We start from the raw sequence: 25,058 nt of genomic DNA on the forward strand, positions 1-25,058 counted from the left end.
GCGTGAACTACGATCCCGCCTGGCGGAACGAGACCGGGGCGGCGAAGACGAAGCGGACGGGCAAGGTCGCAAATGACGATCGCGCCGACTGGCGGGAGGCCTGGGCGCTGTTCCCCGGCGACGTGGCCTATGTCTGGCACGGGGCGCTGCACGCAACCACGGTGGCCGAAAGCCTCGCCGCCGAAGGTTTCGAAATCCGGTCCCAGATCATCTGGGCCAAGGAGCGCCTGGTGCTCAGCCGCGGGCACTATCACTGGCAGCACGAGCCGGCCTGGTACGCTGTCCGCGGGACGGGGCATTGGTCAGGCGATCGCAAGCAATCGACGCTCTGGACAATCCCGAACCGGGACCAGGACGTCGCCACCGTGCATGGGACCCAGAAGCCGGTCGAGTGCATGCGCCGGCCGATCCTGAACAACTCCAGCCCCGGACAAGCCGTCTATGAGCCGTTCTGCGGATCGGGGACCACGATCATTGCGGCGGAAACCACCGGCCGGGTGTGTCACGCGGTCGAGCTCGACCCGGCCTATGTCGACGTGGCCGTGCAGCGCTGGCAGGCCTTCACCGGGCATGACGCGTCCATGCGGAGAGTGGGGAGACCTTCGCCACCGTCGCCGACACCCGGGGGGGAGGGTCAAACTCTGGAGCCTCCGATCCGGAAACCGGCGGTCCCGGAAAACGCACGCACGGCCACAATTCGGACCGGGGGTCAGAATGAGGGAAGGGCATCGTTGATGGCACCTCGTGGCCCGAAACCGAAGCCGACCCGGCTAAAGGTGCTGACCGGTACCGCCCGGGCGCATCGCCTGAACCCGGCCGAGCCAAAGATCGAGCCCGCTGTTCCCGAGGCGCCCGACCATCTGAGCATTGAGGCGCACGCGGAATGGATGCGGGTCACCGAGGAGATGGCACAGATGGGCATCCTGTCCGCGCTCGATCGCGGAGCCTTGGCGGCCTATGCCCAGGCCTATGGTCGGTGGGTGGCCGCCGAACGGGCGCTCAGGGTCATGGCCGCCCGGGACGCGGTGACAGCGGGGCTCGTCATCCGCACCCAGAGCGGCAACGCGATCCAGAACCCGCTGGTCGGCACGGCCAACAAGGCGATGGCGGACATGGTGCGCTACGCGTCGGAGTTCGGTCTCACGCCCTCGGCCCGCAGCCGGGTCTCGGCGGCACAAACTCTCGATGCAGACGATCCGTTTGCACAGTTCGAGTGAGGAGGAGGAAGATGCAGTCACGCCTATTGTCCCTGACCGAAGCCGCGGTGAATGTCGCGATCGGGTTCATCGTGGCGCTTCTGACGCAGATGGCCCTGTTCTCGGCCCTGGGGCTTCGCGTGTCGATGGACCGGCACCTGCTGATCGGGACCGTCTTCACGCTCGTCTCGCTGGCGCGGAGCTATCTGGTGCGCCGCTTCTTCGAACGCTACGGCCGCGGGAGGGGGTGACCATGGCACGGCCGCAGATCACGCTTTCGGAGGCGCAGCGCGCGGAGGTCGAAACGCTCGCGGCTCTTCTGAGCCAGGAGCAGATCGCCGACTACTTCGGGATCGCGCGCAATACCTTCCGGGCGATCTGCGACCGCGAGCCCGAGGTTCTCGCGCGGTATAAAAGGGGCAAGGCGAAGGCCATCGCCCATGTCGCCAACGGGCTGCTGCAGAAGGCCCGGTCGGGCTGCACGACTTCGTCGATCTTTTATCTCAAGACCCAGGCCGGGTGGCGGGAGACGGCCGAGATCCAGCACTCGGGCGGCGCCAGCATCGAGCACAAGGGCAAGGCGTCCGACGCGATCGCCCGGATGCTCGACCAGATCGCCGAACGGAAGGCGCGCATCGGCGTCGACCGAGTGACGGAGGCAGGCGCCGATGAGACGCGGTCCTAAGCCCCGGCCCAAGGCAGCGCCCGCGCTGAAGGCGGGCGGCCTGCCGCGCTGCCCGGACCACCTCGATCACGTCGCCCGCAAGGAATGGCGCAGGCTTGCCAGCCCGCTCTTCGAGGCAGGCATCCTCACCGTCGCCGATCGAGCGGCATTCGCGGCCTACTGCCATTCCTACAGCCAATGGGTCGAGGCCGTCAGGAAACAGAGCGAGACCCCGAAGCTTCTCAAGACGCCGTCGGGCTACGTGCAGCAGTCGCCCTGGATCGGGATCGCGAACAAGCAGCTGGAGCTGATGGGGCGGTACATGGCGGAGCTGGGCCTGACGCCCACCTCGCGCACCAGGTTGGCCGACATCCTTGATCCCTCCGCCGAGGAGGAGCCGCTGGTCTTCAAGGTCATCTTCGAAGGCTCTGACGGCACATGCCGGGACGCGCTGGGCAACATCGTCGAGGATCGGCCGGACGCGATCGAACTGGACGAGAGGCTCTGAGGCGCACCTGGGACTACACTTCGTCCGGCTCCCGAGCGACGTACACACCTGCGCAACGAACGTCAGGCAGGTGTGTACATGGTCAGGGAAATACCGGCGCTCAGATTGGTGGCCTACGAGCGGGTCTCGACGGCCCGGCAGGGTCGGTCCGGGTTGGGGCTCGCCGCCCAACGAAAGGCCATCGACGACTTCGCCGTGTCCAGGGGAGTTGAAGTTCTGGCGCGCTTCACCGAGATCGAGAGCGGGCGCAGGAACGACCGTCCGGAACTGGAGAAGGCGCTGAACCTGGCGCGTCTCACAGGCGCCACACTGGTCATCGCCAAGCTGGATCGCCTCAGCCGCAACGCCGCCTTCCTGCTGACCCTGCAGGGCAGCGGCGTCCGCTTCGTCGCCTGCGACCTGCCGGAGGCCAACGACCTGACCGTCGGCATCATGGCGCTGGTCGCCCAGCAAGAGCGCGAGGCGATCTCCCGGCGTACGAAGGAGGCGTTGGCAGCGGCGAAGGCGCGGGGCGTGAAGCTGGGCAACCCCAACGGTGCTGCGGCGCTCAGACGGGCCGGCAAGGGCGGTGCGGCGCTGCGGGAGGCCGTCAGGTGCAACGCGGATGCCTTCGCGGTGGAGGTGATGCCGGTGGTCGAAGAGATCAGGGCGGCAGGGAGCACCTCCTTGCGGGCAGTGGTGGCTGAACTGAACGCGCGCGGGATCAGGACGCGGCGCGGCGGGCAGTGGCATGTGTCGACAGTGCGGAACTTGCTGAGGCGGCTCTACCGTGGTGGCCTTGCTTAAAGCCTACCAATACCAAGCAATCTGTCGCTTGATGCCGGGTCCGAAGACACGATGGGCTAGCGACGTTCCTCGCGAGAGGCAAGTGTCGCTGAACCGCCCCGGGTCTGCCGGAGGCTCCAACTCTTGAGTAAGATGGAGCCATCATGAGCAAGACGACGAGCAAATTCTTCCCCGAGGTCCGCGAGCGAGCGGTGCGAATGGTTCTCGACAACGAAGGGCAGCATGAGTCTCGCTGGCAGGCGATTGTCTCGATCGCGGCTAAGATCGGCTGCTCGGCCAACACGCTTAACGCCTGGGTGAAGAAGGCCGAGGTGAGCAGCGGCACGCGAGCAGGCATCCCGAGCGACACGGCCGAGAACTGAAGGCGCTGGAGCGGGAGAACCGCGAGCTGCGCCAAGCCAATGAGATAATGCGCAAAGCATCAGCTTATTTTGCGATGATCGAAGGCAGCAGCGGCATCGCTTCAAGCGCTGCCTGAGATGCTCGACCGCCGGTCGAAGTGATGGTGTCGTTCATCGACATGCATCGTGGGGAGCATGGGGTCGAGCCGATCTGCAACGTCCTGCCGATTGCCCCGTCCACTTATTACGATCATCTGGGCAAGCGGGCCGATCCGACCCGGCTGTCGGATCGTGCGCGGCGTGACGCAGCACTGCAACCCGAGATCCTGCGCGTGAAGGTCTCCGCCAGCTTCACCAGTGGCGGCGGAAGGGCAATGCTGGAGGCACCTTGCGGCTGACGATCAGTGTCACCGGCACGTTCACGCGCTCCAGGTTCGGACAGGGGGATCAACGACGTACAAAGATGCGCAGCAATATGTCGTCCCGAGGCAGCGCGGGCCGCCCGCTAACTTGCCCTCCCGACAAGCCGAGCAAACATATCGCAGCCCAAACCTCAAGAAGTTGCTACTATGAGCCGGTTGGCTTTGAACAGCGCGATCCGGACAAGTCGCCCTTGAGTACTACCTCGCTGTAGGGGAGAGATGCCCGGACACAGTTTGCAGCTCCCACTAAGATCGGACAGAGAGATGAGCGCCCTCAACGAGCTTCGCGGCCCTGACACCACCCGCTGGCCCAACATAACAGCAGCCGAGGACCTTAGCCGCCGAAAGCTGGCTCTGCTGACGGACGCCGTGAGGGGCCTGCTCCCGACCGACGAGGGCGGACTGATTGTCTTTGGCTCTTTAGCAAGACGCGAGTTTACCTTGGGCAGCGATCTTGACTGGGCAGTGTTGATTGACGGCCAAGCGAACTCCCAGCACCTGCAAATCGCCCGAGAAATAAAAATTGAAGTGGAGAAAGCTGGCTTCGGCAGACCTGGCCCGACTGGTGTTTTCGGCGGCCTCGTATTCAGCCATGAGCTGATTCACGCTATCGGCGACGACGAGGACACAAACAGAAACATGACCCGAAGATTATTATTGTTGCTTGAGTCCGCGCCTATCACCGAGTCCGCGAGTCAAATTGTTCATAGCCGCATCATCCGAGGCATCATTACGAGGTATGTCGAAGAAGACGCAAGCTTCATCCGCCCAGACGAGCAAAAAGGGAGGATTCCAAGGTTCCTTCTGAACGACGTCGTCCGCTTCTGGCGAACTATGGCCGTCGACTACGCGAACAAGCATCGCGAAAGAGGGGGCGAAAAGTGGGCCCTTCGCAACATCAAGCTTCGAATGTCGCGCAAATTGCTCTTTGTGTCTGGGCTTTTCATGTGCGCGACGTGGGCACTGAACGATGAAGGCAGTGATACCGATGCGTTTCGCAGCCTAAAGCTCAAGGAGCACCTCCTTCTGTGGACACAGCGACCTCCGCTCGAGTCGCTGGCTCTGCTGGTTAAGGAGCACGCCCCCAATTTAGCAGATGACATATTGGGCAACTATGACAGGTTCCTGTCTCTGCTCACTGAAAATGAAGCTCGTGAGACACTTGAGTCCCTGAGTCCCGAGGAAGCATATGAGAACCCGGTGTTTCTTAACGCACGAGAGATTGCTATCGATTTCGATAGCGCGCTATTGAAGCTTATGTTTGAATCGGACAAACGTGTCGCCGACCTCATAAAGAAATATGGAGTGTTCTGATGCTGACGATCGGATTTTCGACGGGTGCTTTGGCGCTCAGTGATTTTAATCACGCCTTGAAGCTGCTAAATGAAACAAAGGCTAGTGCGGTTGAGCTGTCGGCTCTTCGCGCTGTCGAACTCCCGAAGCTTTTAGACGCGCTACAACCGCTCCTAGGGGCGATAAGAAACCAGTACCGCTACGTTAGCTTTCATGCGCCGACTAACTTCGAGGATGAGGTCGCGCTGGTAGAGCAGTTAATGTACGTAGCCGATCTTGGTTTGAACATCGTGGTTCATCCGGACACCATAGTTAGTGCTAAAGCTTGGCGGCGGCTAGGATCGTATCTCTGCTTGGAGAACCTCGACTCCAGAAGGAAAACGGGTCGAACCGCCGATGAGCTGGAAGGCTTTTTCAATGAGGTAACTGAGGCGAAGCTGTGCTTTGATATTGCCCATGCGAGGCAAGTAGATCCAACGATGATGGAGGCCGCTCGCATTCTTGAACGGTTTGGAAGCAGATTAGCGCAAGTTCATATCAGCGAACTCAATAGTCGGGGCAAACATTTCGGGGTCTCTTATGCAGCCCAGTTGGCCTATAAGCCTTTTGCCGATGTTATGTCTAGGGTACCGATCATCGTAGAATCAATTGTGGAGGAACGACATATTGCGACCGAGTTGCTTAGAGTAGGGAAGATATTTGAGCCTCTGAGCGAGCAGTGGAATTCCAAGGGCTCTGCTGAGCGCGGCGGCCTTAGGCTAAGCTTGGCGTAGGTCTGCATTTGGTGATGTCAGGCCAATGCGAACCAGTCTCAATTCCAACGGAGGCAGCTGTTATTCTGTGGTGAGGCCGTGCCACTCGGCAAGAGCAGCGTCACGGCTCAACTTAAAACTGGCTCGACTGTAGAGGTGTAAGCGGTGACTGCGCCCCACGTTGTCGGGCATCTGCGTGATTGCGAGACGTACCTTTCTCAAGATGGGGAGTGCGTTACGCAATGTGTGCTACGAATTCGTTTTTCAGATCGCTAGGTGTGGAGGTTTATGCGTCGGGGATTTGTCAGAGGAACCCAGCTTGAGGCGGGCAGGAGACTGATCGGTGGCTGAACAACCGGGTGGAGAATTCCCACCTGCCGTTCCGACGACGAGAGCGGGCGATGCAGCGTTTCCGGCGGATGCCAAGTCTGCAGAAGTCCGCCGCGGTTCACGCCGCTGTCTCCAACCAGTTCAACCAGGAACGCAGCCTCTCCAGCCGAGCCACCTTCGAACTGAACCGCGCCGCCGCTCTCGCCGCATGGCGCGGCCTCTGCACGGCATAGAGATCTACCTCCATCGGACATTTGAGACTGGTTCGAATTCGTCTGACAGCACCGCCTAGCCAGCTCGCGGAGGAGCGAGTCCCATCGATCGCGGCGCATCGCACGGCTCGTGCTACGGTTTCACGCGATCAACGAGCAACAGGGACTAGCTGCAGGTAGATGGTGGTAGGCGCGGCCAAACATGTCCTGACCGGCATGGGCAAAAAGTGCACCTCATGTCATGCCCTCTTTCGGCGCCGCGGCTGGGTTACCGCGAACCGGTCACCGCTCCATTTTCGCTTTCCCGACGCAGGTCGGATAGCGGACGCAGCCAAGGAACTTTCCATAGCTGCCGCTGCGTGCGACCAGCCAGCCATCTTCGCATTCGGGGCACGTCGGATAGGTGGCACCGCAGGCACATCGAAGCTCGGTCGTTCCATCCGTGCCGCGGGGCAATGCGGTTCCGCAGGATTGGCAGGCGGGCAGCAGGTTTCCGCAATGCTGGACATGCTCGCAGCGATACCAGATGCGGCCATCCTTCCCGGTGACGCCCAACAACCGCCCGCCGCATTCGCCGCAGCCATGTTCCTCCAACTCCACGCCAGGAGGAGCGGCGATGCCGTATGCGGGATCCTTCTTCAGCTCAGTGACAAAGGACGAGGGCCGGGCGTTCGAGGCGAGGATCGTCAATGTGTGTCGGGCCCGGGTCATCGCGACATACATGACGCGCCGTTCTTCCGCATTCTGGAACGCTTCCTCCTCCGGGGACACCAGAGACAGCAGGGGGTCGTCGACGATCTCTGATGGGAACCCTGTGCGCCCGCTGTCGGCGTTCAGCAGGATGACGTGGTCGGCCTCCAGACCCTTGGAGGCGTGGATCGTCTTGAAGCTGATCTTCAGCCGCGAAAAGCGCCGCTTCAGATCTTGGAGGTCTGGTTCGACGAAGCGGTAGCGGCCGAGAAGCAGGACCGTCGCAGGCTTCGCCTCCGCTGCCACAGCGGCTGACATGGCGGCAAGCACTCCGGACAGTTTCGCCGCATCCTCGCCCTTGGACACGGTCACGATCCTTACGGCCGGTTCGGTCGCCGTCCCGGCCGGAACGATCTGCTTCTGTATCTGGGCCGGGTTCCGCAGCACGAAGGTTCTGGCCGCAAAGGCGATCTGGTCGACCGATCGGAACGTGCGGCCGAGATCGACGCTCCGGTGCACGCCAGCCTCGCCATCGAAGCTGCCGCCAAACTCCCGCCCGAAGTGACGCATCAGGTGGATGTCGGAGCCGGCGAAGCGGAAGATCGACTGCCAGTCGTCACCGACGGCAAAAACGCGCACATCCGGATGCTGAGCCTTCAGCGCCTTCACCAGCCGTGCCCGGCTTTGCGAGATGTCCTGGAACTCGTCGACAAGGATGTGGCGGAACGGGCTGACGTAGCTCCCGGTCTCGGCATAGCGCGCGGCACGCAGGATCATGTCCTCGAAGTCGATCCGGCCTTCCAGGCGTTTCTGGTATTCCTCGAAGACGGGCGCGAAGACGTCGAGGAACGCGCGGGCGCACTTGCCCAGCTTCATTCGGTCGGACTTGATCTCGCAGTCCTGCAGGCTGTAACCGCCGCTCTTGTACTTGCGCAGGAAGGTTCCAAGCAGCTTGGAAAAGTCATCGACCTGCTTCAACTCGACGATCCGGTCATAGATCGTGTCGACTGGGCGGGGGTTCAGGGTGACATGGGATGCCAACTTTTCAGCAAGGCCGCTCAGCAGGCGCCCCTCCTGGCGCTCATAGCTGTAGGTTTCGATCAGGGTGGTTTCGTGTTCGGCATGGACCTGCCGCTTCCACTCCATGCCAGCTAGGTATTCATCGCGGTTGACGAAGGGCGCCGTGACCAACCGCTCGCTGCCATCGGCCATCTTCTGGCGGCGCACCCCGAAATGCTCGATGTAGATGCCGCTCTCAATCAGGCGGAAGTCCGGCTGGTAATCGCGCCTGCCCGTTTCGGGGATCTTGTGTTCGTAGACCGGCTCGTACTCGTACTCGACTCCGTTCTCGTAGAGCCAGTTGGCGATCTGCAGTTCTTCGTAGCTCTTGACCTTTTCGCCCTGCAGCGTCCGCAGGTCCTGGCTCTCCATGTGCGTGTAGAAATCGTGCTTGGTCTTGAAGTCCCATTCTGTCTTGGGCTCGACCAGGAAATGCGCGAAGAACTGGATGATCGCCTTCGATACCTCTGACAGGCGGTAGACCAGGTCCTTCAGGATCTGCTTGATCAGGTTGGTGAAGGCCATGTCGTCGGTGGCATGGTCGGCCAGGGCGGGCTTCGATCCTTCGACGATCCCGATGATGTCATAGGCAATCGCGTGGAAGGTCCGCGCCACGATGGGAACGCCGGATCGGGCCTCGACCCGTTCCGACATTTCATCCGCCGCGTTCTTCGCGAAGGCCAGAAGCAGGATTTCTTCCGGCTGACGGATGCCCGCCTTGACGAGGTAGGCGGCCTTGGCGGTGATGACGCTGGTCTTGCCCGATCCCGCACCGGCAAGGACCAGCGTCGCATCCTCGTCCACGACGACCGAAAGGCGCTGCTCCGGCGTCAGGGGATTGCTCTCGATGTTGTCGAAGAAATCCTTCCAGCGGTCCAGTTCGGCGGTGACGAAGGCCGCGATGCCGTTCGCCCGCGACGTGCGCGGGTCGCTTGCAAACTTCCGCACGGGCGCAACGCGCGCGACGGTTTCACGTCCGATGGCCTCCGCATTCAACTTCGACAGGAGCGAAGTATCCAGGGCACGGGCCTGTTCGAGCAGAGGCGCGATATTACACGCGGCAGGGTATCGGGACGGGGCTGCCAGCGACATCACCTCAGCGAGGATCCGGTCCAGCCGCGCGGCTTCCTTCTCGAGGGCAGCGAGATTGTAGCGAGTCCACGCTTCCTTGATCCGTTCCGAAAAGTCACGGGCATTTTGGTGGCTCGCGCCCTTCAGCGTGACATCCTCAAACTCGCCCGACCTGACGGTCAGTGCGGTTCCGAGCATCCCCTTCCTAAGGCAAGGGGCGGTCGCTAACGACTCCAACGACACGGACACGACCTGGCTGCGGCGTGTGATCCGGATGTAATCCACGTCCAGCTCCATGGCGCGGGCGGATCTCCCGAAGGGAACAGCCAGAAATCTGAACAATGGGCGTTGTTGTAGGCGAATCAATGACCTGGGCTTTCGGCATTCCAATGGATTAGACTGCACTGTGGCAGCTACGGCCGGCAACTGCCATTCCGTCCCCGTCCCCGTCCCCGTCCCCGTCCCCGGCCCGCGGCCTCCAGGATGACGGGCCGCTCTCGCGCCTCACAATCGCCGCGTTCTGTTCCGGCCGCCGAGTTGAACGCCTGCGGGACTAGGACGCGACGCGGCGGGCAGTGGCACGTGTCGAACGTGCGGAACCTGCTGAAGATAATCGAAGACCCCTCGGCCGGCGGCACGTGACGATGATCGTCTCCGGCATCTCGCGCAGTCTGCCACCTGCGGCTTGAATCGCGAGCCCTGTCGCGGGATGCTCACCTCGACGAGTTCGCCAATGATCGGATTTCCTCATGTCAGTCAGCATGGCTGCCCCCCTCGGCATCTTCGCAGCGATACTGGCCTCTCCTGCGGCGGCGGACCTCGCCATTGCGACCTGGAACATCGACGGGGGGCAGCGCACTCCCGCAGAGTTGCGGTCGTCTGCGGCAGAGATGGAGGCGGACGCAGGAGAGATCGACCTGCTTGCCCTCCAGGAGGTGATCTCGGAAGAGCAGGTCCAGGCGATCGCGGACGGCTTGGGCCTCGATCACTGGGCGATCAGCGACTTCTCACCGCCCATCGAGATCACGTGAGCGTGGTTCAAGTCGCTGGAAGTCGCGGTCGTAAGTGCAGTTCCGATCACCGCTGCGGCGGAATGGGACCCGTACGATGACGCATACACGCCACGGCTCTCGTCCGACTCGCCTGCGACGCAGGAGCTGAAAATCGGGATCGAGTTCGAGGGGAGTGTCCCGTCCCGTGGATTTCTACGGGTAGACTTGGAGCACGACTGGTCGGTCTTTGCCACCCACTGGAAATCTTCGAGGGGAGCGTCCTGCAACGCGGAGGATCTGGCCAACGCCGAACAGCGGCAGGATCAGGCCGAGGGCCTCGTCGTGAACGCAACCGAGGCACTGGGCGACGGACGAACGGTCGTGATCGCCGGCGATCTGAACATACAGGCGCCGGGTCGGCACCTGCGGGTCGGCAGCGATCCTGCCGAGGATTGCCAGCCTGAAGGCATCTGTGACGGGTTCTGCGGGGCGGGAGTGAAGGACGGCTACGACGACAGCATCGCGGCTCTTCTCGGTCTTGGCGAAAACGCCCGGCTCCTCTCGGCGGAGCTGCCGCACACATACGTCCGACAGTTCTACCCGGGCCGCGCAATCGACCATCTGCTCGTCGCCGGACCTCGTGCAGAGGCTTTCGGAGAGGCGACGACCCCCAAGGTTGCGGGCACAAGCTACCGCGGCTCGGATCGCCGGCCGGTCATCGCGAAACCGGACCCCGGTTCAGAACCAAGGCAATGAAGAGGGGAAGGGGCTGCCGCCGGGCAGTAGCTTTGGTGCTGGCCACTGCCACGTGATCAAAAGGCAGAACTGGATCGCGGCATCGGAGAAGACGGGAGGGCGCCCGGGACGGCCCTCATGCGGCGCCAGCCAAGCCATCTCTTGGTCAACCCAGAGCAGCATCGAGCCGCGCTTGCGCAACGCCGCGTTATAGCTGGACCAGTTCGTCGTGCGGTAGCGGGCGGGTGGAGGCTTGCTCATGCGACCCGTCTAACCGCATGGATTCGCGTTGTGAATCGTCCCCCGTCAGAGTTCTGCAACAACGCCCCATCCGTTGCACAGGCAGAGACGCGTCGCTATTGAATGATTGGACAGGCCATTGCTCGCTAGCTGGATGTCCACCACTCTAGGATCATGAAGAAGGTCGCTTGGTGAAGAAGATGAGGAAGAGGGGTGCGTCTTTGAAAAAAACCGTGAGGAAGGTCCAAGTTAAATTCGCAAGGTTATTTGGCCTACACAGTATCGTCTTGCGCGAGGCTGTGAGGCGGGCCGAACGATTCTCAGGAAGCGAAGAGAGCCACAAGAAAGAGGCCGCCCGGAACTTCATGCGGAAGAGCATTTTCGATGCGCTAGTGTACATCGAATCACCTTCCCTGCCGGGAACTGAAAAATCCTTGAGCGACCCAGCGGTCGCGCAGCGCCACGTTAATAATTTTCCCAAATATCGTAAACGGCTGAGCCGCCTCAACCTCGGCGCCCTGCAGGCCAAACCGCCTAAACAAGACATCGCAGAAACTTGGGTGCCTCCAAATGATCGCCCTCTTCGCTGTGCCTTTGTTTCTGGTAATTTCACGTTTCTTCAAAACGTGATCGAGGCCGTAACTTCGTCCGGAATCGAAGCCAGAACGATAAATTGGACTGATCTGAGGAAGAAGGTAAACGATTATGCACCTCGCGACGGCGCTCGCATAGCTCAAAAATACAGCACCCGGAACGCGATTGCATGTCAGAAGGTCCTCCCATACGACAACAAACTACACACCCAGATCCTTCGCGAGGTCGCACCGCTCGATGCCCGAATCTTGGAGTGGGCTGACATCATCTTCGTTGAATGGGCGACGGAAGCTGCCGCATGGTTTTCCAGCTGGCTTCCTTTACAAAAACGATTGGTGGTACGGTGCCATAGGGGTGAAGCCTTCACCCTATGGACGAATCTGATTAACGTAGCGCGTGTTGATCAGTTCATTTTCATTGAAAGCCATATCCGCGATCTATATTTGATGCGAACGGCCGCAGCCGAGGAGCTTCGAAGCCGCGCTCTCGTATGTAGCAATCTAAGGACCGCGCCTAAGCCTAGCTCAAGTATCCGCGACGCTAATTCCTCAGTTTATAAGATATGTATGGGCGTCAACGGCACTCCTTATAAAGATCCCCTATTTGCGCTTCAGGTACTTCGCGAGATCCGGAAAACTGATCGGAGATATGAACTACACTTGATCGGTAGCCCCCTCGGGGCAGCGACTCCACATTTGTGGGCCGAGAGCCATTGGAAGCGCTATCTTCGAGATTTCGCAGCCCTAAGATCAGAACTATCTAACAGTGTTCGCGAGTATGGGCACATTTCGGATCCGAGCATTCACTTCATAGACATGGGCCACGTTCTCTCATGCAGCTTATCAGAGGGTTCACATGAATTCGTCGCGGAGGCAATGCTGCAAGGTTGTATACCATATGTTCGGCGTTGGCCGCTACATATTGCCTTCAAAGGAGCGGAGCGGACTTATCCGTCAGCCCACCATTTTTCTTCTCCACGTGAGGCTGCAGTGCTAATTATGAGAAACTCTACAAGGTTCGAAGAAGTATCAGCCACTTATGCGAAGGATGCAGAAGAAGTTTATTTCTCCGCGAGTAGCGCAACGGATACAATAAATGCAATAACTGGGTCATCCGCAAGTCATGACTAAAAAGAGTCTCTATGCCCTATACTCGAATGTCGATCGCATCGAGCCCTCGACAGGCGATCGGATTAACGAGATTCGACTGCTTTCTCGACTCTCTGAATATTTCGACGTGTACTATAACAATGAGATATTTAACTTTAGGGGTCCGGCCTGCGGAAATTCCGGCACGCTTGGGCCAAACCGTGAATATGATTACTACTATATACGCCACAACCCCGCAGTTTTTCATTCGATCCGTGGTGTTCGATTCTCGTTTGCTCATCCATTTGTGCAAGAAGTTTTCGAGCAGGCAGATGCCCTCTTTGTTCTCACGGAAAATTGGCGGCGCCATCTTTTGTCGGGGTCGATGGAGAGCGAGAGAGCTCTCGAGGCCGCATACGGAAATGCCGACCCCCACTTCAATTGTCCAGTAATAAATGTTGGGCAGGTTTATGATGAAAGCTTTGTCTTGAGGGAGCGCAATCCCAAAAAGGAGTTTGCGTTACATGCGCGGATGTCTCTCGGCCGAGCCTTTGGGTTTTATGGAAACTTGTCTAATGACCTCTTCCCTTATACCGCCTTTTCCGCCCTAGAGCGTCTCTTTGAAGAGGGCTCGTCACTTGACCCAATCATTTCGTTGGCGGGCAAGTTTCGGCGGGGCTCCTCTTTTACTGGAAAGAATGTAATTTATTTGGGTCAGATCCCGTACGATGACATGCCGTCTCTACTAAGGGCGAGCTGCGCCACACTGACAAATGAGAGCGAGTTGAATAACACTCTTGGAAATCAAAAAACGCTCGACTCAATGTCGCTGGGCGTTCCGGTTATGTGCAGCAAGCTCGATACATTTGTGTGGCATCTCGGTGACGATTACCCTTTTTTTTACGAGAGTGAGAATGAAGCATACAACAAGGCGAAAGTGCTGACTTTTGATGATGATGCTCGTGTTGAAGTCGGCAGAGCGCTTGCAGAGCGTGCTCTTTCGAAATTCTCATTCTCTGTCTGGCGGGATGAGCTCGGGCGCCAACTAAAGGAGCATGGATTCTATTAAATTTTGCTGGAGTTCTCGATGTAGTAATGAATTGCTTTTCCAAGCGGAGCTAAAGCGGGCTTCGACGCCATTCGGTCAGTGCCAGACGCTCCGGCCGGTCTTGTCAGAAGAACTCGGCTTGAGGCGGGGCAGGCGGCTGGATAGCCTCTGCGCATGAGCAAGCGCAGTCCCTTCAAGTACTTCAAGACGTCGCCCGAGATCATTCGCCTGGCGGTGATGATGTACGTCCGCTTTCCGCTGTCGCTTCGGAACGTCGAGGACCTGCTGCACGAGCGCGGCGTCGATGTCAGCCACGAGACTGTGCGGTTCTGGTGGCATCGCTTCGGACCGATGTTTGCGGGCGAGATCCGCAAGCGCCGCATCGAGGGAAGGAAGTCGAGCCGCTGGCGGTGGCATCTCGACGAGATGTTCGTGAAGATCAACGGCGAACAGCACTACCTCTGGCGAGCGATCGATCATGAGGGCGAGGTGCTGGAGAGCTTCGTGACCAAGAGGCGGGACAAGAAGGCCGCACTGAAATTCCTCAAGAAAGCACTGAAGAAGCATGGCCGGGCAGAGGTCCTCGTGACGGACAAGCGTCGCTCTTATGGCGCGGCACGAAAAGACCTCGGCGTGGCGGACCGGCAGGAGACCGATCGGTGGCTGAACAACCGGGCGGAGAATTCCCACTTGCCGTTCCGACGACGAGAACGGGCGATGCAGCGTTTCCGGCGGATGCGAAGTCTGCAGAAATTCGGCGCCGTTCACGCCTCTGTCTCAAACCATTTCAACCTGGAGCGAAGCCTTTCAAGCCGAGCCATCTTCAAGCTGAACCGCGCCGCCGCTCTCGCCGAGTGGCGCGGGCTCGGAGCAGCATAGACACCTGCCTCCGCCGGATGTTTGAGACTGGTTCGAATTCCTCTGACAGCACCGACCGGATTACTCTTGGGCGCTACGGGCTTGGCGCTTGGAGGCTTGCTCAAAGGCGCGACCGGCGCGGGCACAGCCATCCTTGTGGTTCCGCTTCTAGCGCTGCTGTACGACGTTCGCTTGGCGGTAGCTTTGATGACTATCCCGAACCTCGTCTCGAACATCTGGCAAGGGTGGATCTATCGCCGTCACCTCCCCCCTCCTGCGCTAGTTTACGGCTTCGCGTTGAGCGGAGGCGTTGGTGCCGGCGTTGGTAGCGCATTGCTGATCAGCGTGCCGTCCGATTTTCTGATGTTGGGGGTAGCGGCAGCCGTTCTGCTCTATGTAGCTTTCCATCTAGCACGGCCTGATTGGAGACTTGCCATGCAGAATGCTGTGCGCTTAGCGATCCCAGTCGGATTCGCGGGAGGGGTTCTACAAGGAGCGGCGGGTCTTTCCGCCCCGAATTTCCATCACGTTCATGAGTGCCATTCGGATGGAACGAGGCGCCTTCATTTCTGCCATCTCAGTATTCTTTGCGTTGATTTCCGCGATTCAGATTCCGCTGCTGATGGCGTGGGGCGTGTTGACCCCAATGCGCGCGGTGCTGAGCGCGGGGGCGCTCGTTCCCCTCCTGGCAGCCATGCCATTGGGCGCGGCGCTGGCCCGGCGGATGTCGCGCGCGATGTTCGACAGGATCATCTTGGCCTTGCTGACAGTAGTTTCACTTCGTATCGGTGTCGACGCTTTCCTGTCGCTTCGATAGACGCGCGGTACATACCTTTCCTATCTAACAAGCCCTTGCCGGTAGTTAAGAGGTTGCCGAATGACCAAGACTAAAATCAGATACAACTGGGATCACTTACATGTTCTGGCTTCCGATCCTGCGGCCACTGGTGCGTGGTTTGAAGATGTTCTTGGCGCAGAGATAGTTGTTTCGCCAGCGCGTATAGAAGCTAGGTTCGGAGAGATCAGAATCTTCATTGATGCGAAGACAGGCACGTCCAATTCAAGGCCGCTTCGCTCGAAGGAGGCTAGCCTTGATCATTTAGCTCTACTTGTCGAAGACCTCGATGCTGCCGTCGACGATCTCCGATCCCGTCATGTTCAATTCACGGTCGAGCCGCATAGTTCGCGCCCCGGTTCGCGTATGTGCTTCATAGAAGGCCCGGACGGTATTGCCGTCGAGATCCTCGAGCGCAGCGGATAGGAACCTACGAGCCTGTCGCTCATCGCAGCGTGAGTACCGCATGGTGGAGAAGGTTGTATATCAGGCCCGTCCCCTCCGCCACCCACATCATTTTCTTCCTTTTTATCAGGGGCGTGGTGGTATCTTTTTGGCGAACCTTTCCTCAGGTTTGCCAATGCTTGGCTCGTCGGCCTTGTGGCTCGTTCTCGTGATCTCCTTGAGCCCGAGAAAATCTGCCGTCTGATCGCCGGCCTGTTCTTCTGCCAATCTCTGCCGGCGGGATGTGCCAGAGGCCGGAGCGGGGGCGGTGGTGGTTGTCGTCGTCCCGCCAGGCCCGGATCTGCTCACGGGTGGCTGATCAGGTTCGAAGCCAAGGATGACCAGTGGTGGCCTTGGTTTTCGTGGAGGCAGCCCGCGCGGTATTCGCGAGTTCCGCTAGCGATAGGGGAGGCCGACGATGCCACGGCGGAGGAAGGCCCACGACAGGCTCATCACGAACGCGCTCGCAATCAGGCCGAGGCCCCGCTCATAAAGACCGTCGATGCTGTCGGGCAGGAAGAAGAACACCGGAGAAAGCAAGCCCCATGCCGACCCGAGCAGCACCAAGATCAGTCGGAGCCTTGGGTGGTGCCAACCTGCACCCCGCGCCATGCCGAGCATCGCGACGAGGAACAAGATGCCAGTGGCATATACGAGCTCGGTGTGGACGGTTATGCCCACGTGATCATTGTCACCGTATTCGTCATGGGCTGCGATAACCGCGACCACGGCTGCGAGGGCTCCCAACGACACGACACCGACGGACCACAGTCTCCGCCCTAGGTGGTCATGGCTTGCGGCCATCGCCGTAGCGACCAGCGCTGCAGAAAAAGCGTAGAGCGCCGCGTCGGTGATGATCTCCATCGGACCGGCGGCGAGGTCGCTGATGGTCTCGGAGATCCAGTTGTGATCGGGCACAATGACCGATGCGACCGCGATCGCGGTGATCGTGGACACCGTCCCCAGGATCCCCAGGCCACCCAGAAAGATCAGCAGGAAAGGCTGCTGCTGTGGGAACAGATAGGTTTCGTCGCTTCTCACAAAGTACCTCGGCATTGTTTCCTATGGTCCCCGAACGGGACATGTCTTTCTACAAGCGGGGAACCCTCATCCTGCGCCGGGCGGATACAGGTGCGCCTGAAATGACGCTCCACACGCATCACCGGCATCTCGCGCGTCGCCAATCCTGACGAACGGGTCACACGGAATCTTCCTTGCTCCGATGCTTTCGCCAGGGCCACTCCCCGTCTATCTCGACTTCGAGCGCGAAGCTCAGGAACGTACGGACCGCTACGACAGCCGCCAGGACGGCGACACTCTGGAGCGTCGGGTCGATGGCAACGGTGTTGATGATGTCGGCCGCGACAAGGAACTCCAGCCCCAACAGGATCGAGCGACCGAGGGAGGACCTGAAGTTGTGATACACGGCCTCCACCGGGCCCTTCCGCATTGTCCGGTAGAGGTAGATCATGGTCGCGGCGACGGCGCCGATGACGATCGTCGCGATGCCGACGATCTCGATGGCCCTGACGGTCCAATGCAGGCCGCTGTCAATCCATCCGGCGACGGGGTCTGATCCTTGGCCGCGCGTTCGCTCGGCTCCTTGAGCCGCAGCCATCGGAACGCGCAAGAACAACGCGGCGATCGCGATCAGGCCAAACCACACGCACGGGGCACTCCAGCGGGCGTTCCTCGACTTTTCCATGGGTTGCCAACACATGCCCTTATGCATCGTTCCGCAGCCAGATCGGTAGCGGTTGGGCACGCGCAGGTCAGAGTGACTGGCGGGCAAGATGCGCGTGATGGGTGCCGCAGTGGTGGGAAGGTGCTTGCACATGTGTCCCTGTCGGTCGCGCGCACAGGGAATCGCAGGGCGAAAGCGGCCGTGCGAGGCATGCCCCCACGCACGCCGGAGTCGTGTCGATGGCCCGTGTGCCGACGCTCCAGCGGAACTCGGAAGCATACTCGTCCGGCGGGCGTAGGCCGCCCGCCGGTTGACGCCGTCTCGGGGCGCGGCTCTTGTCGGCCGATGCCACATGGAGAGGCCAGATGCAGATCCACCGCAACGAAGACCGCGCCGAAAGCGCCGCGAACCCCGACTGGTTCACCGGAGAGGTGACGATGCGCCCTGTCACCTCGCCCGAGGGGCACTCCGCTCTTGCCGCGGCAGAGGTTCGGTTCGGCCCCGGCGCGCGAACGAACTGGCACACCCACCCCGTAGGCCAGACGCTTGTGATCACCGGCGGCATCGGCTGGGTGCAGCGCGACGGCGAGCCGAAGATGGAAGTTCGCGCAGGTGACGTCGTGCTTTTCGCTCCGGGCGAGCGGCACTGGCACGGCGCCACGGCTGATGACGAGATGACCCATATCGCCATGCAGGAAATGCAGAACGGCAGCGCTGCAAACTGGGCGGAGCGGGTTTCCGATGCCGAATATGCTGGCTGACCCGGTCCATCAACGCAGCCGCGGGCACGGGCGGATCGTCGTCGGCCCGCGCGGCTTGACGGGGCTGCGCCAGGAGGGTTCCGCCCGCATCGGCCTGCCGCACGGACCAGGCAGCATGCAGGCGGTGCTGGTGAACACCTCGGGCGGCATGACTTCCGGCGACCGGATGCTTTGGGAGGCCGAGGCCGGCGCCGACCTCACCCTCACCACCCAGGCCTGCGAACGCATCTACCGGTGCGACGACGACAGCGCCGAGACGACGGTGCGGCTGACCGCCGGGACCGGGGCGCGGCTGGCTTGGCTTCCGCAAGAGACCCTGCTGTTCGAGGGCGCCCGCTATCGGCGCCGGATCGAGGCCGAGATCGCCCCGGATGCCGAGCTTCTGGTGGTCGAGCCGTTGCTCTTCGGCCGCCTCGCCATGGGCGAGACCGTGCGCCGCGTGGAACTGCGCGACGACTGGCGGCTGGCGCGCGGGGGGCGGCTGCTCCACGCCGAGGCGTTGCGCCTCGCGACTGACGACCTGCCCGCCGAACTGGAAGCCGCGGCGCAAGGGGCCTGCGCACTGGCGACCGTCGTTTTCATCTCTGCCCGAGCCGAAGGCATGTTGGCTGAAACGCGCCGCATTATCGGGCAAACCGGAGGAGCTTCGGTGATCGGGGACAAGCTGGTCTGTCGGCTGATGGCGCCTGATGGATACGAGTTGCGCAAGCGCCTCGTGCCGCTCGTCTCGCTGCTGGCCGGCGACGTGCCGCGCCTCTGGAGGCTTTGAGGAAGAGACATGAACCTGACCCCGCGCGAGAAGGACAAGCTGCTGATCTCAATGGCAGCCGTGGTGGCGCGGCGCCGGCTGGAACGGGGGGTGAAGCTGAACCACCCCGAGGCCGTGGCGCTGATCACCGATTTCGTCGTCGAGGGCGCCCGCGATGGTCGCCCGGTCGCCGACCTGATGGAGGCCGGCGCGACCGTCGTGGCCCGCGACCAGGTCATGGAGGGCATCGCCGAGATGATCCACGACGTCCAGGTCGAGGCCACCTTTCCCGACGGCACCAAGCTCGTCACTGTTCACCAACCGATCCGCTAGAGGAACCCCGATGCGCGCCTTGCCCGTCCTGATGCTGTTCGCCCTTCCCGCCGCCGCCCACGACGGTGCGCACCTGCACCCCCACGGCTCGGGCTCGTGGCTGATCGTCGTCCTGGCCCTTGGCCTCGTCGCCGCCGTGGGTTTGGCTGGCGGTCGCATCCTGTTCCGCCGGTCGGACCGGGACCCGGAATGATGCCCGGCGAGGTCATGCCCGCCGACGGCACCCTCGCCCTGAACGAGGGGCGCGAGACCCTGACGCTGAAGGTCGCGAATACCGGCGACCGCCCGGTGCAGGTCGGCAGCCACTACCACTTCGCCGAAAGCAACCCGGCGCTCGATTTCGACCGCGCCGCGGCACGGGGCAAGCGCCTCGACATCGCCGCCGGGACCGCCGTGCGGTTCGAACCCGGCCAGGCGCGCGACGTGACGCTGGTCCCCTACGCCGGGGACCGCCGCGTCTTCGGCTTCCGGGGCGACGTGATGGGAGCACTCTGACATGGCTCAAATCAGCCGCGCCGACTATGCCGCGATGTACGGCCCCACCACCGGCGACAAGGTGCGGCTGGCCGACACGAACCTCGTGATCGAGGTCGAGCGTGACCTGACCACCTACGGCGAAGAGGTGAAGTTCGGCGGAGGCAAGGTGATCCGCGACGGCATGGGCCAGTCGCAGGCCAGCCGCGCCGAGGGCGCCGTCGATACCGTCATCACCAACGCGCTGATCGTGGACCATACGGGCATCTACAAGGCCGATGTGGGCCTGAAGGACGGCCGGATCGCCGCCATAGGCAAGGCCGGCAACCCCGACACCCAGTCGAACGTGGACATCATCATCGGCCCCGGCACCGAGGCGATTGCCGCCGAGGGTCGCATCCTGACCGCCGGCGGCTTCGACAGCCACATCCACTTCATCTGCCCCCAGCAGATCGAAGAGGCGCTGATGTCGGGCGTGACCACCATGCTGGGCGGCGGCACCGGCCCCGCCCATGGCACGCTCGCGACCACCTGCACGCCGGGGCCGTGGCACCTTGGCCGCATGATCCAAAGCTTCGACGCCTTTCCGATGAACATCGGCCTGTCGGGCAAGGGCAACGCCAGCCGCCCTGCTGCGCTGATCGAGATGGTCGAGGGCGGCGCCTGCGCGCTGAAGCTGCACGAGGATTGGGGCACCACGCCCGCCGCCATCGATTGCTGCCTGATCGTCGCCGACGAGATGGACGTGCAGGTGATGATCCACACCGACACGCTGAACGAGTCCGGCTTCGTGGAATCGACCATCGACGCCGTCGCCGGCCGCACCATCCACGCCTTCCACACCGAGGGCGCGGGCGGAGGCCACGCGCCCGACATCATCAAGGTCGCGGGCCTGCCGAACTTCCTGCCCTCGTCGACCAACCCGACGCGGCCCTATACGGGCAACACCATCGCCGAGCATCTCGACATGCTGATGGTTTGCCACCACCTCGACCCGTCGATCCCCGAGGACATCGCCTTCGCCGAATCGCGCATCCGGAAAGAGACCATCGCGGCCGAGGACATCCTGCACGACATGGGCGCGTTCAGCATCATCGCGAGCGACAGCCAGGCCATGGGCCGGGTGGGCGAGGTGCTGATCCGCACCTGGCAGACCGCCGACAAGATGAAGCGCCAGCGCGGGCCGCTAGCCGAGGAAACGGGCGAGAACGACAACTTCCGCGTCCGCCGCTACATCGCCAAATACACGATCAACCCGGCGATCGTGCACGGGATGTCCCGCCAAATCGGCTCGGTCGAGGTCGGCAAGCGGGCCGACCTGGTCCTGTGGCACCCCGCCTTCTTCGCGGTGAAGCCCGAGATGGTGATGATCGGCGGCATGATCGCGGCGGCCCCGATGGGCGACCCGAACGCCTCGATCCCGACGCCCCAACCCGTGCACCTGCGCCCGATGTTCGGCGCCTATGGCGGGGCGCTGGCGGCGACTTCGGTCACGTTCGTCAGTGCTGCGGCGACCGGGAACGGGCTGCGCGACCGGCTCGGCGTGGCGAAAGAGCTGGTGGCGGTCGAGAACACCCGGAAGATCGGCAAGGCCGACATGATCCTGAACGATGCCATGCCCGAGATCATGGTCGATCCCGAAAGCTACGAGGTCCGCGCGAATGGCGAGTTGTTGACTTGCGAGCCGGCGGACGTCCTTCCCATGGCCCAGAGGTATTTCCTGTTTTGATCCGCGCGACCGAGATCCTGTCCCACACCCATCACCCCGCCGACACGATCACCCTGGACCAGGGCGACCGCCACCGGCGGCGCGTGGCGATGCGCTCGGATGGCGGTGTGGAGTTCCTGCTCGACCTGCCCGCCGCGCGGCTTTTGCGTCACGGCGAAGGGCTGCGGCTTGAGGATGGCCGCGTGATCGAGGTCCGCGCCGTGCCCGAACGCCTGCTCGAAGTACGCGGCCGTGACGCGCGGCACCTGCTGGCGTTGACCTGGCAGATCGGCAACCGCCACCTCGCCGCGCAGATCGAGGATGGCCGCGTCCTGATCCGCCACGACCGGGTCATTGCCGAGATGCTGGAGGGCCTCGGCGCGGTCCTGCAGGAGGTCGACGAGGCCTTCGACCCCGAGGGCGGTGCCTATGGCGGCCACGGGCACGACCACCATCACCATGATTGAGCTGACGCTGCTCAGCTGGCTCTCGCCCGTCTTTCCCACCGGCGGCTACGCCTACTCCGGCGGGCTGGAGGCTGCGGTGGCCGAGGGGCGCGTGGACGGCCCGGAGCCCCTCGCGCGGCGGATCGGCTGCGTCATAGGGCAGGGGGCGCTGTGGAACGACGCGGTGCTGGCGGTGGCGGCGTGGCGCGGCGAGGATGTGTGCGACCTGGCCATCGCTCTGGCCGGATCGAAAGAGCGCCTGCGTGAGACGGTCGACCAGGGCCGCGCCTTCCGCGGGGCGGCGGCCTACTGGGTCAATCCGCCTGATCTGCAGGAAGACGCTCCGTTCCCCGTCACGCTGGGTGCATTTTCGGCCGCGGCAGGCATCGCACCCTTGTCGATGTGCGCGACGTTCCTCCATGCTTGGGCCTCGGCGCAGGCGCAGGCCGCAATCCGCCTGTCGGTGACGGGGCAGGACGGCGCGGCGCGGGTGCTGGCGGCGCTGCAACCCCTGATCGCCGAAACCGCTGCCCGCGCGGCGGACAGCACCCTTGATGCGTTGGGCGGCTTCGCACCGGGCCCCGAGATCGATAGCCTCAGACACGAAACGCTGGACGGAAGGTTGTTCCTGTCATGAAAGACGCGCTCCTCCCAGAACGTCACGCCCAGACCACCGGTCCGCTTCGTGTCGGCATCGGCGGTCCCGTGGGCGCGGGCAAGACCACGCTGACCGCGCGGCTCTGCGAGGCGCTGCGGGACCACCTGTCGATCGGCGTGGTGACGAACGACATCTACACCCGCGAGGATGCCGACGCGCTGGTGCGGATGCAGGCGCTGCAATCGTCGCGCATCGAGGGGGTCGAGACCGGCGGCTGCCCCCATACGGCGATCCGCGAGGATGCCTCGATCAATCTGCGCGCCATCGAGCGGCTGCGCGAGCGTCACGACGATCTGGACGTGGTGCTGATCGAATCCGGGGGCGACAACCTCGCCGCGACCTTCTCGCCCGACCTTGCCGATGTCACGATCTACGTCATCAGCGTGTGCCAGGGCGACGACATTCCGCGCAAAGGCGGGCCGGCGATCAGCCGCTCGGACCTTCTGATCGTGAACAAGACCGACCTCGCGCCGCACGTGGGCGCCGACCTCGACCGGATGCGCAAGGACGCCGCCACTGCGCGAGCAGGCCGCCCCACGATCTTCGCCGACCTTCGCCATGGCGCGGGGGTGGCCGAGATCGTCACGTGGCTCAGGGCGAGTGGCGGGCTCTTCGCTCCGTGATGGAGGACACGCGCGGCCGCCCATCCTGAGGCTGCTTTTGCTTCCCCGGCGGTGGCGGATGTACGCCCTTTGCGCTTCGGACTTCGGTAAAGGGTTCGTCCCGCTCCATGCATTTCGCAGAATAATTTCACCCGCCGAAGCAGGTGCTTCGGTCCGCGATCAACACTTGGCTGCCTACATGATGCTGGAGCGGTGCAATTTCGAGGTGCCCATCTCATATCCGTGCTCAAGGGATGCAAGCGTCGGTTCGGGCTCGGTAGGCTCGTCTTCTGCGGTCAGCAGAAAAGATGATCCCGCGTCCATCGCCGAGATCACACGCGATGCAGCGACCGCGCCGGGAACTTTTACGTCTAGGTCGCCTCGAGGCCGAACGGCTGGGCCTCCTGCCTTTCTTGAGCTTCGTGGCGGATCGCCCTCCGCTCTACTGCGGCGTCGAGCAGGCACGCTTCGGACTGAAGATCATCCGTAATTCCCTGGCGTCCATCGCTGACCCCCATGGCTAGGCCGCGGTCGCTGCGAGCTGCCCCGCCCCGGATTGGGCGAACATCCTCGTCCACGGATCGTTCAAGGGAACGCGTTTCTCAGGCTGTTCAATGCCGTTCGCAAGACGCCCACATCCGAGCCGACGGCCACGAACTCGACGCCCGCCTCGACATAATCCGCTGCAAGGCTGCGGTCGGCAGAGAGAATTCCCGCAGCCTTGCCCGCCGCGCGGATGCGGGACAGCGCGTCATTCACGGCGATCTGCACCTCTTCGGCCGCGGCATTGCCCCGATGGCCCATGTCAGCAGCAAGATCGGCCGGGCCGATGAAGACGCCATCCACCCGTGGGATAGTCAGGATGTCGTCCAGCGCCGCGAGGCCGGCGCGGCTTTCCACCTGCAGGAGGAGACAGATCTCGTCATCCGCGGTAGCCAGATAGTCCGGGACCGAGCCGTAGCCTGACGCGCGGGCAAGCATCGCGCCGACGCCCCGCGCCCCCTGGGGAGGGTACAGCACCGAGCGCACCGCCTCGCGCGCCTGCTCGCCGCTCTCGATCATCGGGATCAGCAAGGTTTGCGCGCCGATATCCAGCATCTGCTTGATGAGCGCGCGGTTGTCATCGCGCGTGCGGACGACCGGATGCGTGCCCTGCCCCACCGCGCGGAGCTGTGCGAGCACGTCGCGCAACCCGTTCGGCCCATGCTCGCCATCGATCACGAGCCAGTCGAACCCGCAGCCGGCGACCAATTCCGCAACCGAGGGATCACCGAGCGACACCCAGAGGCCGATCTGCGACTTGCCCGCGAACAGGCGTTCCTTGAAGACATTCCGAGGTGCGGGCATGGGCGTACTCTGATCCTGACGGTGCTGATCGCGCTGGCTTGTCGTTATCCAAGGCGAGCGTGGCGGTCGAGCCGCTCTGTCTGTGCACACCCCGGCAATCCGGGGCTTGGGCGGTGGCCATTCGAGGCGCCTTCAGAAC

The 25,058-nt window shown here is 62.4% G+C and carries 29 protein-coding genes, 3 pseudogenes and 1 other annotated feature; of the genes and pseudogenes, 27 read left to right on the plus strand and 5 right to left on the minus strand.

All coding sequences use genetic code 11. The features are described 5' to 3' along the window. The first annotated feature begins 2 nt into the window (after positions 1-2). The 10 genes and pseudogenes from PAM7066_RS19610 to PAM7066_RS05615 all read left to right on the plus strand — a co-directional run. Positions 3-1,217: a phage terminase small subunit P27 family gene (locus tag PAM7066_RS19610; RefSeq protein WP_085853148.1), complete on the plus strand. Its 1,215-nt coding sequence runs from the start codon at positions 3-5 to the stop codon at positions 1,215-1,217. Positions 1,218-1,228: 11 nt separating this feature from the next. Continuing rightward, a complete protein-coding gene (locus tag PAM7066_RS05580; protein ID WP_175484566.1) occupies positions 1,229-1,447 on the plus strand; it encodes a DUF7220 family protein in 219 nt (72 codons plus the stop codon). Positions 1,448-1,449: 2 nt separating this feature from the next. After that, complete coding sequence (locus tag PAM7066_RS05585; protein WP_085853150.1) at positions 1,450-1,881, plus strand: hypothetical protein; 432 nt, start codon at positions 1,450-1,452, stop codon at positions 1,879-1,881. Beyond that, positions 1,865-2,368 carry a phage terminase small subunit P27 family gene (locus PAM7066_RS05590; protein WP_085853151.1) on the plus strand — a complete coding sequence of 168 codons (504 nt, stop codon included), beginning with the start codon at positions 1,865-1,867 and terminating at the stop codon, positions 2,366-2,368. The genes PAM7066_RS05585 and PAM7066_RS05590 overlap by 17 nt, the downstream gene beginning before the upstream one ends. A gap of 78 nt (positions 2,369-2,446) precedes the next feature. Further along, positions 2,447-3,154 carry a recombinase family protein gene (locus tag PAM7066_RS05595; RefSeq protein WP_085853152.1) on the plus strand — a complete coding sequence of 236 codons (708 nt, stop codon included), beginning with the start codon at positions 2,447-2,449 and terminating at the stop codon, positions 3,152-3,154. Positions 3,155-3,297: 143 nt separating this feature from the next. Next, positions 3,298-3,516 carry a transposase gene (locus tag PAM7066_RS19615; RefSeq protein WP_370738078.1) on the plus strand — a complete coding sequence of 73 codons (219 nt, stop codon included), beginning with the start codon at positions 3,298-3,300 and terminating at the stop codon, positions 3,514-3,516. 61 nt (positions 3,517-3,577) lie between these two features. After that, positions 3,578-3,731: a sequence feature (AL1L pseudoknot), on the plus strand. Beyond that, complete coding sequence (locus PAM7066_RS19620) at positions 3,660-3,893, plus strand: hypothetical protein (protein ID WP_370738079.1); 234 nt, start codon at positions 3,660-3,662, stop codon at positions 3,891-3,893. (Overlaps the previous feature by 72 nt.) A 288-nt stretch (positions 3,894-4,181) precedes the next feature. Further along, positions 4,182-5,231: a DUF294 nucleotidyltransferase-like domain-containing protein gene (locus PAM7066_RS05605; protein WP_175484565.1), complete on the plus strand. Its 1,050-nt coding sequence runs from the start codon at positions 4,182-4,184 to the stop codon at positions 5,229-5,231. Continuing rightward, positions 5,231-5,983: an IolE/MocC family protein gene (locus PAM7066_RS05610; protein WP_085853154.1), complete on the plus strand. Its 753-nt coding sequence runs from the start codon at positions 5,231-5,233 to the stop codon at positions 5,981-5,983. The genes PAM7066_RS05605 and PAM7066_RS05610 overlap by 1 nt, the downstream gene beginning before the upstream one ends. 308 nt (positions 5,984-6,291) lie before the next feature. After that, a pseudogene (locus tag PAM7066_RS05615) lies at positions 6,292-6,525 on the plus strand (DDE-type integrase/transposase/recombinase); the annotation flags it as partial. Between the two features lie 261 nt (positions 6,526-6,786). On the opposite strand, the gene PAM7066_RS05620 reads toward PAM7066_RS05615, so the two are convergent. Then, positions 6,787-9,621 carry a UvrD-helicase domain-containing protein gene (locus tag PAM7066_RS05620; protein WP_085853155.1) on the minus strand — a complete coding sequence of 945 codons (2,835 nt, stop codon included), beginning with the start codon at positions 9,619-9,621 and terminating at the stop codon, positions 6,787-6,789. Between the two features lie 464 nt (positions 9,622-10,085). Between PAM7066_RS05620 and PAM7066_RS05625 the strand changes: the two genes are divergently transcribed. Continuing rightward, complete coding sequence (locus tag PAM7066_RS05625) at positions 10,086-10,355, plus strand: hypothetical protein (RefSeq protein ID WP_139214944.1); 270 nt, start codon at positions 10,086-10,088, stop codon at positions 10,353-10,355. A gap of 186 nt (positions 10,356-10,541) precedes the next feature. Beyond that, on the plus strand, positions 10,542-11,072 hold the full coding sequence (locus PAM7066_RS05630; protein WP_085853157.1) for a hypothetical protein: 531 nt from the start codon (positions 10,542-10,544) through the stop codon (positions 11,070-11,072). A 54-nt stretch (positions 11,073-11,126) separates the two neighbouring features. Here the strand turns inward: PAM7066_RS05630 and PAM7066_RS05635 are convergent. Further along, positions 11,127-11,312 (minus strand): annotated as a pseudogene (locus PAM7066_RS05635) (transposase); the annotation flags it as partial. 170 nt (positions 11,313-11,482) lie between these two features. Here PAM7066_RS05635 and PAM7066_RS18500 point away from each other — a divergent pair. From PAM7066_RS18500 to PAM7066_RS05660, 6 genes and pseudogenes are all read left to right on the plus strand, one after another. Beyond that, a complete protein-coding gene (locus PAM7066_RS18500; RefSeq protein WP_139214943.1) occupies positions 11,483-13,015 on the plus strand; it encodes a glycosyltransferase family protein in 1,533 nt (510 codons plus the stop codon). Further along, positions 13,008-14,042 carry a glycosyltransferase family protein gene (locus PAM7066_RS18505; RefSeq protein ID WP_139214942.1) on the plus strand — a complete coding sequence of 345 codons (1,035 nt, stop codon included), beginning with the start codon at positions 13,008-13,010 and terminating at the stop codon, positions 14,040-14,042. The genes PAM7066_RS18500 and PAM7066_RS18505 overlap by 8 nt, the downstream gene beginning before the upstream one ends. A gap of 153 nt (positions 14,043-14,195) precedes the next feature. After that, positions 14,196-14,900, plus strand: coding sequence for an IS6 family transposase (locus PAM7066_RS05650; RefSeq protein WP_085853160.1), 705 nt, complete (start codon positions 14,196-14,198; stop codon positions 14,898-14,900). A gap of 135 nt (positions 14,901-15,035) precedes the next feature. Beyond that, a pseudogene (locus PAM7066_RS19275) lies at positions 15,036-15,329 on the plus strand (TSUP family transporter); the annotation flags it as partial. A gap of 82 nt (positions 15,330-15,411) precedes the next feature. Further along, complete coding sequence (locus PAM7066_RS19280; RefSeq protein ID WP_245749606.1) at positions 15,412-15,696, plus strand: hypothetical protein; 285 nt, start codon at positions 15,412-15,414, stop codon at positions 15,694-15,696. A gap of 60 nt (positions 15,697-15,756) precedes the next feature. Beyond that, a complete protein-coding gene (locus PAM7066_RS05660) occupies positions 15,757-16,140 on the plus strand; it encodes a VOC family protein (RefSeq protein WP_085853161.1) in 384 nt (127 codons plus the stop codon). Positions 16,141-16,554: 414 nt separating this feature from the next. On the opposite strand, the gene PAM7066_RS05665 is transcribed toward PAM7066_RS05660, so the two are convergent. Beyond that, entirely contained in the window at positions 16,555-17,199 is a 645-nt protein-coding gene (locus PAM7066_RS05665; protein WP_245749586.1) for a DUF998 domain-containing protein, read from the minus strand. A gap of 157 nt (positions 17,200-17,356) precedes the next feature. Continuing rightward, positions 17,357-17,995, minus strand: a complete 639-nt coding sequence (locus PAM7066_RS05670) for a DUF1622 domain-containing protein (RefSeq protein WP_217639919.1) — start codon at positions 17,993-17,995, stop codon at positions 17,357-17,359. Positions 17,996-18,207: 212 nt separating this feature from the next. Here PAM7066_RS05670 and PAM7066_RS05675 point away from each other — a divergent pair, with 212 nt between their 5' ends. Genes PAM7066_RS05675 through ureG form a run of 9 tightly spaced genes read left to right on the plus strand, consistent with a single transcriptional unit; the run spans position 18,208 to position 23,593 of the window. Then, positions 18,208-18,603, plus strand: a complete 396-nt coding sequence (locus PAM7066_RS05675; protein ID WP_085853163.1) for a (R)-mandelonitrile lyase — start codon at positions 18,208-18,210, stop codon at positions 18,601-18,603. After that, the gene (locus PAM7066_RS05680; RefSeq protein WP_085853164.1) at positions 18,584-19,372 is read left to right on the plus strand and encodes an urease accessory protein UreD; all 789 of its coding nucleotides are present in this window, start codon (positions 18,584-18,586) and stop codon (positions 19,370-19,372) included. Before PAM7066_RS05675 ends, PAM7066_RS05680 begins: the two co-directional genes overlap by 20 nt. 9 nt (positions 19,373-19,381) lie before the next feature. Beyond that, a complete protein-coding gene (locus tag PAM7066_RS05685) occupies positions 19,382-19,684 on the plus strand; it encodes an urease subunit gamma (protein WP_085853165.1) in 303 nt (100 codons plus the stop codon). A 10-nt stretch (positions 19,685-19,694) separates the two neighbouring features. Further along, the gene (locus PAM7066_RS05690) at positions 19,695-19,877 is read left to right on the plus strand and encodes a hypothetical protein (protein ID WP_085853166.1); all 183 of its coding nucleotides are present in this window, start codon (positions 19,695-19,697) and stop codon (positions 19,875-19,877) included. Beyond that, positions 19,874-20,179, plus strand: a complete 306-nt coding sequence (locus tag PAM7066_RS05695) for an urease subunit beta (RefSeq protein WP_085853167.1) — start codon at positions 19,874-19,876, stop codon at positions 20,177-20,179. The genes PAM7066_RS05690 and PAM7066_RS05695 overlap by 4 nt, the downstream gene beginning before the upstream one ends. A gap of 1 nt (position 20,180) precedes the next feature. Further along, entirely contained in the window at positions 20,181-21,887 is a 1,707-nt protein-coding gene (gene ureC, locus PAM7066_RS05700; protein ID WP_085853168.1) for an urease subunit alpha, read from the plus strand. Beyond that, positions 21,884-22,333, plus strand: a complete 450-nt coding sequence (locus tag PAM7066_RS05705) for an urease accessory protein UreE (RefSeq protein ID WP_085853169.1) — start codon at positions 21,884-21,886, stop codon at positions 22,331-22,333. Before ureC ends, PAM7066_RS05705 begins: the two co-directional genes overlap by 4 nt. Beyond that, positions 22,326-22,949, plus strand: coding sequence for an urease accessory protein UreF (locus PAM7066_RS05710; RefSeq protein WP_085853299.1), 624 nt, complete (start codon positions 22,326-22,328; stop codon positions 22,947-22,949). Before PAM7066_RS05705 ends, PAM7066_RS05710 begins: the two co-directional genes overlap by 8 nt. Continuing rightward, the gene (ureG, locus tag PAM7066_RS05715; protein ID WP_085853170.1) at positions 22,946-23,593 is read left to right on the plus strand and encodes an urease accessory protein UreG; all 648 of its coding nucleotides are present in this window, start codon (positions 22,946-22,948) and stop codon (positions 23,591-23,593) included. The genes PAM7066_RS05710 and ureG overlap by 4 nt, the downstream gene beginning before the upstream one ends. Before the next feature lie 564 nt (positions 23,594-24,157). Here the strand turns inward: ureG and PAM7066_RS05725 are convergent. After that, on the minus strand, positions 24,158-24,919 hold the full coding sequence (locus PAM7066_RS05725) for an aldolase/citrate lyase family protein (RefSeq protein WP_085853172.1): 762 nt from the start codon (positions 24,917-24,919) through the stop codon (positions 24,158-24,160). Positions 24,920-25,058 lie beyond the last annotated feature (139 nt).

Origin of the sequence: Palleronia marisminoris (assembly GCF_900172315.1) — a bacterium.
GTDB lineage: Bacteria > Pseudomonadota > Alphaproteobacteria > Rhodobacterales > Rhodobacteraceae > Palleronia > Palleronia marisminoris.